This is a genomic window from Mammaliicoccus sp. Dog046 (assembly GCF_034039665.1).
Lineage (GTDB): Bacteria > Bacillota > Bacilli > Staphylococcales > Staphylococcaceae > Mammaliicoccus.
In genome coordinates this window covers 793,783-806,723 of record NZ_CP120131.1, presented here as the reverse complement: position 1 = coordinate 806,723, position 12,941 = coordinate 793,783, and the positions used below count along the sequence as shown (strand labels likewise).

Sequence of the window (12,941 nt, the reverse complement as noted above, 5' to 3'; positions counted from 1 at the left end):
AACTATCTCGTTAGCCAGGATCAATGTTGCTTGTCACCCCTCACTTGCAATGTTCGACCGCTCAATGTTGCTTGTCAGCCCTCACTTGCAATGTTCGACCGCAAAAAAGGAGAATCTGTAAAAAGGACCCATTAAAATTAATGGGTCCTTTCTTTTATTTAATACGACTTTCAATCAGCTGTAAGTGTTTGTTAAACAATGTTGGGTATGAAAGAAATCCTAAAATAACACTTGTCATTACTGCAGCTGTTAATAATACAAATACAATTAATATTTGGAATAGTACCGCTTCTAATGGATCAGCTCCTGCTATAATTTGTCCACTCATCATGCCGGGTAACTGTACTAAACCTATTGTCTTCTGTTGTTCAATCGTTGGTATGATACTTGACTGTATAGAGGTAATCAGTTGTTTATGTACTGCTTGTTTAGGTGTACCTCCTAAACTTAAAATAAGTTTTACTACATTTTCATTTTGTTTTATTTCAGACATAAATCGATTTAAAAACAAAATACTTAATACCATTGAATTACCGATAATCATTCCACTGATTGGAATCATATATTGAGCCGTTGCCGGTGTGATTTTAAATCCTATCAATATGCCTTGTGTAATAATTTCAACTGACACATATGCGAGCAATAATTTCCAAGTTATACCTGGAATAGCCAAACCTTTCTTTCTAGCATTTTGTGTCGCCGCCCCAATAATAAGAAGGATCATCAAGAATATAAATATATGACTATTTTGATCAAATATAAACTGCAGTATGTAACCTACAATGAGTAATTGAACAAATGACCTAACTGCCGCTATGATTGTATCTTTTTCTATGCCTATATTAAAATATTTAGAAATCACGATTGGTATAATGATAAAAATGAACATTAAAATGACTGATGTTATACTCATATGCGTTTTTCTCCTATAAATCTTCTGACATTTTGATTTGTAGAATGATTAATTTCATCGGCAGTTCCTATTTCTGCAACTTCACCATCAATCATTACCCAAATATAATCACTCATTCTCATCGCTTGATCTATATCGTGTGTAATCCATATCATCGAAACTTGATATTCTGCTTTAATCTTTAACAATAATTGTTCAATGGCATTTTTTGAATTACGATCTAAAGCAGATGTAACTTCATCTAATAAAATGACTTCTGGTCGATTCACTAATGCACGTGCTAAAGATAACTTTTGTTTCTCTCCACCGGATAAAGATTTACTACTTTTATTTAAAAAAGATGCTGGTAAATCAACACTTGTTAAAAATTTTACCACTTCTTCGTCAGTCATATTTTTATTTTGCAACTTTAAAGGCAATTCTAGATTATCCTTTACCGAACCTTCAATCATCGTTGCTTCTTGTGAAACCAACTGAACTTTTTTCCTTAACTCTATTGGATTATATGTATCTATATGTTTATTATTTATGCTTATATCACCATTTGATGGAGATTTTAATAAATTAATAAAAGACAATAATGTAGACTTCCCTGCTCCAGAAGGACCAATAATAGAAGTAATATAACCTTTATAAATAGAACCATTAATATCATTTAAAATTTTTGAACCATCTAATTCATAATTCACACGATTAAATTTTACAATTACATCGTTATCCAAAAAACCATCTCCTAAACTCAGTTACAACCTTATACATATAGATTGTAACCCTTTTATGAAATACTTCAATCATAAAAAAAGAGATATCGTGCGTTTAGTCTATAATCGCACGATATCTCTTCTTCTTTTCATTCTAATATAAATCTGTTCGCAAACTATTAAATATAGGGACTGCTTCTCTTATTTTTTCTTGAGTTTCAAAATCAAGTTCTACTTCTACTGTTCCTTCTTCATCATACAATGCATTAATTAATTCACCATCTGGTCCATACACTAAACTCGCTCCACCAAATGTATTCTCATCACAATCGCCAACGCCATTACATGCTACGATAAAGACTTGATTCTCTATTGCTCTCGCTCTTAATAATGCTTTCCAGTGATCGATTCTTGATTTTGGCCATTGTGCGGGTACGAATATGACTTTAGCATCTTCAAGTGCTAATGATCGTGATAATTCTGGAAATCTTAAGTCATAACAGATGATTGTACCCATTTCAATATCATCTAATTGGAATACAGATGGTTTCTTCTTGCCAGATGTTAAATAATGATGTTCGTTTAACATAGGGACTAAGTGTACTTTGTCATACGTATTGATACACTGTCCCTTTTTATTTATAACTAATGATCGATTATAAATGTCATCCCCTGATTTATAAGCAATCGATCCAGCAAATATATGCATATTAATTTCTTTAGCTTTCTTTTGAAGGAATGGCAATATAACCTTACCTTCTTCATCTGCTATTCTATTCAACTCGCTCAATTTATATGAGGTATTCCACATTTCTGGTAGAACAGCGATATCTATTTCATCATCTAGTTGATTAAGCCATTGTTCTACTTTATCCATATTCTTTTCTGGTTCACCTGGGATGACTTGCATTTGATAAATTGCTATTTTCAACATTTCCACCTTCTATTCAATAAATTGGACGCATACGCCTTCAGCTGCTTTTTTATCATTTTCTACTTCAGTTAATTGTCCTGTTTCTTTATTTCTACTAAATAGAACTAAATTGTACGAATGTTCATGTGCACACACAAGATAAGAATCACTTGGAGTGATATTTAAATCTCTTGGCCAAGTACCACCACTTGAAATAATTTCAACAGTTTCAATATTTGCACCATCACCTAATACTTTAAACACAGCGATACTGTTGTTACCTCTATTTGATACATAAATAAACTGTCCATCGTGACTTAATCTAACAGCACCAACTTGAGAATTCAAGTCAAAGTCTTCACGGATTGTCATTAACGTCGGACTAATTTGAGCAAATACACCATTGTTGTATGAAAGAACTTGAATCGTATTACTCAATTCATTCACTACATAAGCGTAATCACCACTTGGATGGAAGACTAAATGTCTTGGCCCACTACCAGCATGTAATTCTAATGTTTCAGTTAAGACTAAGCCCTCATCTGAGTATTTAAATGTACGAATTACATCTGCACCTAAATCGACAGTAACAAGGAAATCTAAATCTGGTGTTTGTTGTGCAAAGTGAATATGACTACCTTCTTGTCTCGCTTCATTTGGACCATGACCTTCACCACGATATGTATCAATCAGTTCAACTAATTCACCATTTTCTGTGTTACGTTTATATAATCTAACAAGACCTACACCATATACCGCTTCAAATAAATATTCCCCATCTTTTGAAACTGAAATATGACAACCCGTTCCTTCTTGAGATGCTAAACATTCATTTATGTATGTTAAACTACCATCTTCATTTATAGAAAAAGCAGCTACACCACAATCATCCCCGTCTCTTTTAATTGCATATAGATATTGTTCATGTTGTGTTAAATATGTAGAAGCTTCAATTTCGTAACCAACCTCAACTGTTTCAATCGATTGATCTTTTTCATTTATTTCAAATTTATAAATCCCTTTTCCATCTTTCTTCGTATAACTTCCAACAAATCCTTTTGTGTTCATAATAAAAAATCCTCCCTTAAATTCATCTTTATTACCATTCTACATGAAAACGCTTAATAACTATAACAAAAACGCACACCAAATGGTATACGTTTTACGATTTATTAATTAAGATTTAAACATGTACGATTTATTATTATCAACTAAAAAGATTACTAAAAAAATCTGCAAACCATGTGAAAATACCACAAATAGCATTGACGATATCGCCTGCCATAAGGAATCCTCCTTTATTTAAACGAATTCAATTTATATCTTTAATTTTATATAGTTATTATTTATCTTATATTATTTAAATTAGTTGGAATATCATTTTCCCTAAGTCATCATTTTAAGTTCTTAACTGCAAGAAAATTATGTTAAAATACAAATATAATAGATTTCAAAACAGTTAGGCATGAAAATAATACAGTTAGGCAAAAGAAGTAAAATGTAAATCAATTTGTTTTATAATTATATAGAAGGAGGCGCGCCATGTATCAACCAGTTCAAACTCAAATCGATAAGATTGCAAGTCGTCTTCAAAATTCAAATAATCTCGATCATTTAAGTTATTTAAAGGTAAAGTATGGTCTGGAAGTATTTGTAGGGAATATGATGAAGACGGTTGTCATATACGGTGTTGCCCTCCTATGCCATATATTTTTATACACACTTATTGTACATCTAAGTTATTTTGCCATTAGATATTTCGCGTTTGGTGCACATGCAAAGTCAACCTTCTTGTGTACCATACAAAGTCTCATCATGTTTGTCGGGGCACCTTTGATTATAATTAATACCAACATATCACCATGGATTTACCTCACCCTCGCAATTGTTGGTTACATCATTATTATCAAATATGCACCAATGCAAACAAAGAAGCATCCCATCTTGGGCAAATGGAAAAAAGGTCTTAAACAAAGAGCAATCATCACTGCTACATTGTTGATCGTCATTTCTTTATTCGTTAAAGAACCCTTTCAACAATTGATTAGCATAGGGTTAGTCTTTGAAGCAGTATCACTATTACCTATATTTTACAAAGAGGAGGAAACAATATCATGAATTTATTATCAGGTTTATTTTCAAAATCAGTATCAAATATCCTTTCAGCAATCGGTGAAAAAGCGGTAATTAGAGGTTGTACAGCATTTTTAGATGAAACAGAAGTACCAGCAGAATTACTTAAAGAAAAAGAATAGTCATCATAAGGAAGTGTAATATATGGACTCGCTTTCTAATTTAGAATCTTTACCTTTTGGTTTATTACAAGTAATATTATTTACTATATTATTATCAATCACACAAAATTATCAATACAACAAAAGGGATTATAGAACCTTAGCAATAGGGTTCATAATCCCTTCACTGACGTTTTACTATATTTTCGGTGTAGGTGCCATTATATACGTATGTCTATTTAATTTTGTATTTTTCTATAATAAATTTAAACTTTTTGGCGTCATTAATACGCTATTAGTAATTATAATCTCAGTAGTGTCTGACTACGTTTCTATTTTAATTACAAAATATATTATTGACGGTATTGATACATATTTGTATTTCTTAATTCTTTACGCTTTTTTCCATACATTAATTTCAGTCTCTATCGCAATAATCATTAGATTATTGATGAACAAACTTAAACTAAGTTACTTATATAATAACCGTATTTATTTACTATTATTAGCCGCTTTCTTAGCGCTATCTTTCGTTGTTTTTTACATTTACATGCCTAAATCTTATAACTCTGAAAAGGAATTTGAGTTCCAAACGTTATTTTATGTGGTTTATGTTTGTGCTGCGGCTATTTTTATTATTTTAATTTCTTTCACTATCATTCGGGAAATGGCTTTACAGCGTACAAAGAAAGAGATTAATCAATATTATAAATATACGCTTCAAATTGAGCAGATTAACAACGAGATGCGTAAGTTCCGTCATGATTATGTAAATATATTAGCGACTTTATCTGAATATATTCGTGAGGATGATATGGATGGTTTAAGGTGTTATTTTGACACACATATCGCTCACCTTCACGATGATATGAAGGTTAATGCGATTCAAATTAATGGTCTGCAAAATCTTCATGTCCGTGAGATTAAAGGTTTATTAACGACAAAGATTATTCAATCTCAGGAACAAAATATTAATATTAGTGTTGAGATTACTGAATCAATTGATCAAATTAACATGAATATTGTTGAATTAAGTCGTTGTATTGGAATTATTATGGATAATGCTATTGAAGCTTCTGAATTTGTTGAATCTCCAACGATTCAAATTGCTTTTATTAAGAATGAAGAGTCAGTTCTACTTGTTTTCATGAATAAATGTTCTAAAGATACGCCTAAAGTACATAAACTTTTTGAACATCGTTTTTCTACTAAAGGTCGAAAACGTGGTATTGGTTTAACTACTTTGAAGGAAATCACAGAGAAAACGGATCATGTTTTCCTAGACACATATATTAATGATCAATATTTTATCCAAAAGCTTGAAATTTTAAATGTTAGCACTGAGGATGTGATTCGATGAAAATCATCATTTGTGAAGATGATCCTAAACAACTTGAGCGTATGCAAACGATCATAAATAATTATATTATGATTGAGGAAAAGGAAATGTCTATTGAACTTGCAACGAGTGATCCTTATGCGTTATTAGATCATGTGAAAACATCAAACGATATTGGTTGTTATTTCTTAGATATCCAATTAGACGCTGATATAAATGGTATTACTTTAGCTAGTGAAATTCGCAAATACGATCCAATTGGAAATATTGTTTTCGTAACAAGTCATAGTGAATTAACTTATTTAACTTTCGTATATAAAATTGCAGCTATGGACTTTATCTTCAAAGATGATCCTGATCAGTTGAAGACGAGAGTGTTAGATTGCCTAGATACTGCATACATACGACTTGGAATGTTATCAAAAAATACAAATGTAGAAAAGATTGAATTAACACGAGGTAGTAATTCTGTTTATGTTCAATATGATGAAGTTATGTTCTTTGAATCGTCATCTAAATCTCATAGATTAATTGCTCACCTTGATAACAGACAAATTGAATTTTACGGTAGTTTAAAGGAGCTTGCTAATTTAGATGATCGGTTCTTTAGATGTCATAATAGTTATGTTATTAACCGAAATAATGTTGATAAAATTGATACAAAAGACCGTACTGTATACTTTCAAAATGGTGAACATTGCTTTGCCTCTGTTAGAAACATAAAGAAAATTTAACAAAAGCCAGAATCAAATATGATTCTGGCTTTTTTATGTATATATAGGTAGGTTTTAGTTATTTTAAAAAATAGATAAAATTTTTATTAAATAGTATGGAATTCAAAAAGAAGATATGCTATTATATAGGTGTTCATTGATCAATGACACATTCAAGAAAGGAGGTTTACTGAATGAGAACCATTCAATTCATTATAACCACCATCACTTGTTTTGTAGCTACATCTTTTTTCACAACAAACATCAGTAATGCAAATACTGATACTCTCCCCATCGGCTTTCAATTTATGACCGCAAATCAAACACCTATTCCTAATGAATCATTTCAACTTCAAATTGATAATGAAACTAAGTATATAACAACAAAGTCTGATGGTCTTGCTTTCATTGATGTACCAAAGAAAAGTGCACAAACGCAATACAAATTAACCACCTCAAATCAACAAAGCTTCAATGTCGAAGCGAATAAATTATATCAATTAACCTCATCAAATAATCAAATTTCTACATCCCCTATGGCTAATAATCAAAGTATAACAATTAATGTATTATCCGACACGTTTCAACCTTTAAGTAATATTGATGTAACACTCACTGCCCAAAATCAAGTTCTTGAAGGAAAAACAGACAATAAAGGTATCGCAACGATTAATATACCTACTCAAATTCCTAAAGAGTCACAATTCAATGTGAAGATACAAGGTATAGATACGCAATCTACAATTTCCGTTGGCCAGGATAAATACTATACTTATAACACAAACAATAAGACTGCCTCTCCAAATTTACAGTCTCCTGTAACAACACCTCAAGTAGATACAAACCATTCGCAACAACCTGCATTGACCCCGAACAATAGCGTTGCAGAAACGAATCTTCCTCAAAGCTATCAAATATCAGTTGCGAAAGACTTTTTAGTACCTCAAAATTCTCAAAATCAAACTCCAGAAACTGATAACAAAGACAAAAAAACCAGTACAGAAAGTAAAAATCTACCCGATACTGGTCAACATCATAACAAATATATTAAATATATCATCAGTTTCTTAATTTTAAGCATAGGTGGCATATTATTCTTCGTAGTTAGAAGGAAGAAGTCACAACAACTTTAGCGTTTTATAGCGATTATACCATTCTCTACTTTCCACGTATCACCATGGTATGTAACACCATTTACACCTTCAAAATATTTATTACCCACAATATTCATCATTGCCTGGGATAGCAATGTACTCATACAATATGTTCTCTCTGAATCCCAATCATTTAGTCTATATAATCGTTTAATCACATTACAAAAGCCAATCTGACTACCTAGAACAATCCATGCATCTGGTGCGTAGCTCATAAATTGCTTAACATATTTTTTGGAAGAGCCGACATGATTTTTCCATACGACTATATTGATGTAAATTTCTTCATTTTTTGATTCAAACCACATACGCTCTAAATAATTTTTCAATGTGAATGCAATATTAATCATCTCAATTTCATTACTCGTTCCTATTGTAATTGATTTTAAAAATGGTTGTTCATCCTCTATCAATTCAATTAAAGCTTTTATTTCTTGATCACTAGGAACAGGTTTTCCTTGTGAAAAACGTTTTAAAAGATCGGTACTGTAATAATCTAACTTTGGAGATATTAAAACATTGCCTTCAATATACATTTAATAAATTCTCCTTCTTCTTATAATAAAAAAGGGAGCAATCACACAAATACGTGATTGCTCCTTTATTTTTAATTATTAGCTTCGATTTCAGAAACGATTTCTTTAGTTTTTTGTTCTAACTCTTCAAAATCCTTTTTAAATACAAATGCTAAGACAGCAATAGCTGCACCAACAACTACAGCTGTTGTAGCAAATAAGATGAAAAAGAATTTAAATATCCCTTTAATACAATCCATTGAAGTCACCTCTATTTTCATTTTCTATCATATATATCATATCATAATTTTGAAAATACATAAAAGATATACCATCAAATTAACATCTAAAAAGCGAATTTTCTAATTATAAGTAGTATAAATTATCACTTAAATTGTATTGATTCTTATTTAATAATGAAAAGCTCATTTTTTTTCAATAGATGCTATTGCTAATAATTCATATTATTGTTAATATTCTGATTATTATATATTGAAAGGTGTTCAGAATATGCAAACGATAAAGAAAGTAAGTCATTTTATTAACAAAACATTTGTACTTTGGATGTTGATTGCTGCTATTTTAGGGTTTAGTTTCCCTTCTGTCATTTCACAAATAGCCCCTTACATTCCTTATCTATTAGGAATTGTTATGTTTGGTATGGGAATGACAATTTCTACAAATGATTTTAAGGAAGTCTTTAAGTCTCCTAAAAGTGTATGCATCGGCGTTATTTTGCAATATACAGTCATGCCAATAACAGCTTATTTAATTGCTAAAGGTCTTAACTTAAGTCCTGATGTAGCTTTAGGTGTTATCCTCGTTGGTTGTTGTCCAGGTGGTACAGCTTCAAACGTGATTAGTTATTTAGCAAAAGCAAACACAGCACTATCCGTTTCTGTTACGACAGTGTCTACATTATTGGCACCGATCGTTACACCATCTTTAATTTACTTATTTGCACGTGAATGGTTGAATGTGTCCTTCTTTGATATGTTCTTCTCAGTGATTCAAGTTGTTTTAATTCCAATAATTTTAGGATTTATTGTTCAAAAATTCTTTACGCCTGTCGCAGAAAAATCAGTAGACATCTTACCTATTATTTCAGTTGTCGCTATTTCTTTAATTCTTTCAAGCGTTGTAGCAGGAAACAAAACACAAATCATTGCAACTGGATTATCATTATTTGGTGTTGTATTACTTCACAATGTCAGTGGACTTACATTTGGATATTTACTAGCTAAACTATTCAAATTAGATAGACCTGATAAACGTGCGATATCAATTGAAGTTGGCATGCAGAATTCGGGATTAGCTGTATCATTAGCTACTGCCCACTTCAATCCGTTGTCTGCAGTGCCAGGTGCGATATTCAGTTTTGTACATTTAATCACTGGCCCAATCATTGCGATTATTTGGTCAAATCAGACGAAGAGAGTGAATACAAAAGCACAATTAATAGAAAGTGAAGCAAATTAAAAAGGGATCCAAACAGAAATCTAATTTAAATAAAGCGAGGCTGAGACATCACATTATGTCCCAGCCTCGTTTTTCTATTCAAAAATATATATATTCTAGATGCTAATTAAGTGTTCAGTACTTCTTTATGTTTATCTTCCATACCAATATTGCCATACCTTTTTTACGTAAATATATCCTTGATTCCACATTGTAACTACCCCCTTCTCACTTTTCACGTGAGATAATTGGTACTTCAACTATAACATGGTAAAAAATTACATAGGTTAAGTGATTATTACAATTTCTTTAATAACTTATTTCCCTATTACGTTTAATATTTTGATTTACGTGACAAAATGATTAACTTCGCTCAAAATAGACGTGAATAGGAGTGATTACATTGCAACAAGTAAATACGCAAGTATTTGAATTTAGAGGTAACCATTATGATTATGGTGTCGCTCATGCTAAATGGCTACAATCCACAAAAATGTTACAAAATAGAGATAAAGAATGGAAAATTAGAAGACCACGTTTCGATATCAATATATCAGAAACACACAAAATATATCAACAATTTGCACCCCAAATATGGGATGAACTAATGGGAATTCAAGATACATTGAAACTTCCTCTTGATCAAATACTACTCAATTATGGTCATTATAGGGTCTATGCTAAAGATAGCGGATGCTCTATCTTTTTAGGAAATGATTATATGGTTAGAAATTATGATTATAATCCTGCAACTTACGATGGACGGTTCACATTATTTCAACCAAATGATGGTGGCTTTGCACAAATTGGTCCGACTTCACGAGTTACTGGCCGTATGGATGGTATGAATGAACATGGTTTAGCCATGGGGTATAATTTTATGCACAGAAAAAAACCAGGTGATGGTTTCGTCTGTTATATGATTGGTCGACTCATATTAGAAACGTGTAGAAATGTAGATGATGCTGTTCAACTATTAAAAGAAATCCCTCATAGAAGTTCATTTAGTTATATCATGATGGATCAAACAAATAATAGTATCATCGTAGAAGCAACACCTCGAAATGTTATTACGAAACAAAATCATTTATGTACGAATCATTTTGAAATATTAACACATGAAAATCGAAATTATATTAAAGAATCTGTTGAAAGATATAATCGTATTGAAGATATTACAAATGAATCAATGTCACTTGAAGACGCATTTCGTTATTTTAACAATCCTCAATATGAAATTTATAGTAAATTATTTAATAGCTGGTCAGGCACAATTCATACAACTGCATATATACCTAATGAATTAACAATGAAGTTTGCACTTGGTGAGAATGGTCAAATTTATACTTTCAATTTTAATGATTGGTTAAAAGGATCTTCATTAAGCATTTCCTCTATACCCGGTCAAATAGATACAGATATTGCATTTGCAAGTGAATAAAAAGGAGCTAAGACAATATGTCTTAGCTCCTTTTTGGGTGTTGGTAGATTATATCGTGCGTTTCATACCTAATCGCACGATATCTCAGCACTACCTACTTATTTAACTACGATATCGCCATTATCTGCATAACTTTCTACAACATGTCTACCTTCACCAACACTTTCTCCTTTAAACGCTTTATTACGTATATATGTTTCTCCAGAATCTGCTTGTAAATCTAACATTGTATTTTTAGGCTTTTTCGCATAACTCATTTTAATATTACCGTCACCTGTAGATGATTTTATATTACATTCACTTTTTAGTTTGTTTATATTGATATCACCAAGTGAAGTAATCAACTCCGTATTATTCAATCGACTATTATTGATCCCGATATTACCTGTTTTAACCTCACCGTTAAATTCCGTTAATTGTGCGTTATTTACGTTAACGCTACCTAACTGCGTAATTGCTTTTGCATGTTTCAAATTAACTTTGTCATATGTAATATCACCAGTATCTGTAATGATGTTGCTATTATTGCTACTCACATTGTTTATAGAGATATTTCCTTTATTAGTCGTTATATTAAAGGACTCGTATTTTTTCTTAGGAAGTGTAATTACAAGATGATTAATTGTTTTTCTAAATGGTATGAAGTTTGCATTGAAATGATTCTTCGTATCACCTTCAGTAAAATGCAGTAAATTATTCTCTATACTCGCATTCACATCTTGTCTTCCATTATACTCAATACTTAAGTGCTTGCCTTTTTTCACTTCTACATTCGTATTCTGAGCATTAACGATGAATTGTTCAACATTATTATGTTTGAATACTTTCTTAAAAGTTTCTTGCTTTTCATATTTATTGTTAACAGTAAACCATAATATTGTTCCCGTTGCACCGAATAGGATGAAGATACTTAAACCTATTAAAAATAATTTCTTCATTACTCAGCACGCCTCCTAATCACTGTTACACTCCATCTTAAATATTTTAAAATACCTCTATAACTTAAATCCACTAATTTTAATCCCGTAATCAATAACATTAATCCTAATCCTAAAAATGAAATTGAAAATATAATGTTCGTAATATCTACCCAATTAAATCCATATAAAAATACATTCAAGATACTAATAACTGGTCCTACCATTAATAATGCACCGACGACCACAACGATTAATAGTATAAATGCAACAATTAAAAATGGAATGATAATAAATAAAATACTGAAAAAGCTTAGCCCAAGTGTTGCCATAATTGCTTGAAATACATTTTTAAAGTTTGGAGATTGTTCTGCATCATTAATTGCATATTTAGCGTATACTTTTTTAGCAATCGCTTTTGGTTCTCCCAACTCTTGTATTAAAGTTGATTCGTCTTTATTTTCATTTTGAGATTCAAAAAACTCAGCTTCATATTCATACATCACTTTATCCCGCTCTACTTTAGGTAAACGAGACAACTCATCTTCCAAATAATTAAGGAATGTTATTTTATCCATTGAACATGCCCCTTTATACTAAAATATACCCTTTATTATTTAATATTTTACCATTCTTTTCATAA

The 12,941-nt window shown here is 31.1% G+C and carries 15 protein-coding genes; 7 read left to right on the top strand and 8 right to left on the bottom strand.

All coding sequences use genetic code 11. The annotated features are described in order from the left end of the window. Positions 1-154: 154 nt before the first annotated feature. The 4 genes from P3U32_RS03985 to P3U32_RS03970 form a co-directional block, all read right to left on the bottom strand. Positions 155-913 carry an ABC transporter permease gene (locus tag P3U32_RS03985; RefSeq protein ID WP_323704341.1) on the bottom strand — a complete coding sequence of 253 codons (759 nt, stop codon included), beginning with the start codon at positions 911-913 and terminating at the stop codon, positions 155-157. Continuing rightward, positions 910-1,635 carry an ABC transporter ATP-binding protein gene (locus P3U32_RS03980; protein ID WP_323704340.1) on the bottom strand — a complete coding sequence of 242 codons (726 nt, stop codon included), beginning with the start codon at positions 1,633-1,635 and terminating at the stop codon, positions 910-912. Before P3U32_RS03980 ends, P3U32_RS03985 begins: the two co-directional genes overlap by 4 nt. Positions 1,636-1,768: 133 nt before the next feature. Beyond that, positions 1,769-2,548, bottom strand: coding sequence for a carbon-nitrogen family hydrolase (locus P3U32_RS03975; protein WP_323704339.1), 780 nt, complete (start codon positions 2,546-2,548; stop codon positions 1,769-1,771). Between the two features lie 9 nt (positions 2,549-2,557). Continuing rightward, complete coding sequence (locus P3U32_RS03970) at positions 2,558-3,595, bottom strand: 6-phosphogluconolactonase (RefSeq protein ID WP_323704338.1); 1,038 nt, start codon at positions 3,593-3,595, stop codon at positions 2,558-2,560. A 474-nt stretch (positions 3,596-4,069) separates the two neighbouring features. Between P3U32_RS03970 and P3U32_RS03965 the strand changes: the two genes are divergently transcribed. The 5 genes from P3U32_RS03965 to P3U32_RS03945 all read left to right on the top strand — a co-directional run bounded on the left by P3U32_RS03965 (position 4,070) and on the right by P3U32_RS03945 (position 7,946). Then, positions 4,070-4,645: an accessory gene regulator AgrB gene (locus P3U32_RS03965; RefSeq protein ID WP_323704337.1), complete on the top strand. Its 576-nt coding sequence runs from the start codon at positions 4,070-4,072 to the stop codon at positions 4,643-4,645. Beyond that, positions 4,642-4,782, top strand: a complete 141-nt coding sequence (agrD, locus tag P3U32_RS03960) for a cyclic lactone autoinducer peptide AgrD (RefSeq protein ID WP_323704336.1) — start codon at positions 4,642-4,644, stop codon at positions 4,780-4,782. Before P3U32_RS03965 ends, agrD begins: the two co-directional genes overlap by 4 nt. Positions 4,783-4,804: 22 nt before the next feature. Next, on the top strand, positions 4,805-6,121 hold the full coding sequence (gene agrC / locus P3U32_RS03955; protein ID WP_323704335.1) for a quorum-sensing sensor histidine kinase AgrC: 1,317 nt from the start codon (positions 4,805-4,807) through the stop codon (positions 6,119-6,121). Then, entirely contained in the window at positions 6,118-6,834 is a 717-nt protein-coding gene (gene agrA / locus P3U32_RS03950) for a quorum-sensing response regulator AgrA (RefSeq protein ID WP_323704333.1), read from the top strand. The genes agrC and agrA overlap by 4 nt, the downstream gene beginning before the upstream one ends. 173 nt (positions 6,835-7,007) lie before the next feature. Continuing rightward, positions 7,008-7,946, top strand: a complete 939-nt coding sequence (locus P3U32_RS03945) for an LPXTG cell wall anchor domain-containing protein (protein WP_323704332.1) — start codon at positions 7,008-7,010, stop codon at positions 7,944-7,946. Here P3U32_RS03945 and P3U32_RS03940 read toward each other — a convergent pair. Continuing rightward, on the bottom strand, positions 7,943-8,503 hold the full coding sequence (locus P3U32_RS03940) for a hypothetical protein (protein WP_323704331.1): 561 nt from the start codon (positions 8,501-8,503) through the stop codon (positions 7,943-7,945). The two genes, P3U32_RS03945 and P3U32_RS03940, sit on opposite strands and share 4 nt — an antisense overlap. 71 nt (positions 8,504-8,574) lie before the next feature. Next, entirely contained in the window at positions 8,575-8,742 is a 168-nt protein-coding gene (locus P3U32_RS03935) for a hypothetical protein (RefSeq protein ID WP_323704330.1), read from the bottom strand. Between the two features lie 250 nt (positions 8,743-8,992). Between P3U32_RS03935 and P3U32_RS03930 the strand changes: the two genes are divergently transcribed. Beyond that, on the top strand, positions 8,993-9,961 hold the full coding sequence (locus P3U32_RS03930) for a bile acid:sodium symporter family protein (protein ID WP_323704329.1): 969 nt from the start codon (positions 8,993-8,995) through the stop codon (positions 9,959-9,961). A 382-nt stretch (positions 9,962-10,343) separates the two neighbouring features. Then, entirely contained in the window at positions 10,344-11,381 is a 1,038-nt protein-coding gene (locus P3U32_RS03925) for a C45 family autoproteolytic acyltransferase/hydrolase (protein WP_323704328.1), read from the top strand. 98 nt (positions 11,382-11,479) lie between these two features. On the opposite strand, the gene P3U32_RS03920 is transcribed toward P3U32_RS03925, so the two are convergent. After that, positions 11,480-12,319 (bottom strand): DUF4097 family beta strand repeat-containing protein, encoded by an 840-nt coding sequence (locus P3U32_RS03920; RefSeq protein ID WP_323704327.1) that lies wholly within the window; start codon positions 12,317-12,319, stop codon positions 11,480-11,482. Then, positions 12,319-12,876 carry an HAAS signaling domain-containing protein gene (locus P3U32_RS03915; protein ID WP_323704326.1) on the bottom strand — a complete coding sequence of 186 codons (558 nt, stop codon included), beginning with the start codon at positions 12,874-12,876 and terminating at the stop codon, positions 12,319-12,321. Before P3U32_RS03915 ends, P3U32_RS03920 begins: the two co-directional genes overlap by 1 nt. Positions 12,877-12,941: the final 65 nt, after the last annotated feature.

What these genes read in the sequence shown, in the direction of transcription:
- P3U32_RS03985 (WP_323704341.1), bottom strand. Translation starts at nt 913, where the DNA reads ATGAGTATAACATCAGTCATTTTAATGTTCATTTTTATCATTATACCA.
- P3U32_RS03975 (WP_323704339.1), bottom strand. Translation starts at nt 2,548, where the DNA reads ATGTTGAAAATAGCAATTTATCAAATGCAAGTCATCCCAGGTGAACCA.
- P3U32_RS03970 (WP_323704338.1), bottom strand. Translation starts at nt 3,595, where the DNA reads ATGAACACAAAAGGATTTGTTGGAAGTTATACGAAGAAAGATGGAAAA.
- P3U32_RS03965 (WP_323704337.1), top strand. Translation starts at nt 4,070, where the DNA reads ATGTATCAACCAGTTCAAACTCAAATCGATAAGATTGCAAGTCGTCTT.
- agrD (WP_323704336.1), top strand. Translation starts at nt 4,642, where the DNA reads ATGAATTTATTATCAGGTTTATTTTCAAAATCAGTATCAAATATCCTT.
- agrC (WP_323704335.1), top strand. Translation starts at nt 4,805, where the DNA reads ATGGACTCGCTTTCTAATTTAGAATCTTTACCTTTTGGTTTATTACAA.
- agrA (WP_323704333.1), top strand. Translation starts at nt 6,118, where the DNA reads ATGAAAATCATCATTTGTGAAGATGATCCTAAACAACTTGAGCGTATG.
- P3U32_RS03945 (WP_323704332.1), top strand. Translation starts at nt 7,008, where the DNA reads ATGAGAACCATTCAATTCATTATAACCACCATCACTTGTTTTGTAGCT.
- P3U32_RS03940 (WP_323704331.1), bottom strand. Translation starts at nt 8,503, where the DNA reads ATGTATATTGAAGGCAATGTTTTAATATCTCCAAAGTTAGATTATTAC.
- P3U32_RS03935 (WP_323704330.1), bottom strand. Translation starts at nt 8,742, where the DNA reads ATGGATTGTATTAAAGGGATATTTAAATTCTTTTTCATCTTATTTGCT.
- P3U32_RS03930 (WP_323704329.1), top strand. Translation starts at nt 8,993, where the DNA reads ATGCAAACGATAAAGAAAGTAAGTCATTTTATTAACAAAACATTTGTA.
- P3U32_RS03920 (WP_323704327.1), bottom strand. Translation starts at nt 12,319, where the DNA reads ATGAAGAAATTATTTTTAATAGGTTTAAGTATCTTCATCCTATTCGGT.
- P3U32_RS03915 (WP_323704326.1), bottom strand. Translation starts at nt 12,876, where the DNA reads ATGGATAAAATAACATTCCTTAATTATTTGGAAGATGAGTTGTCTCGT.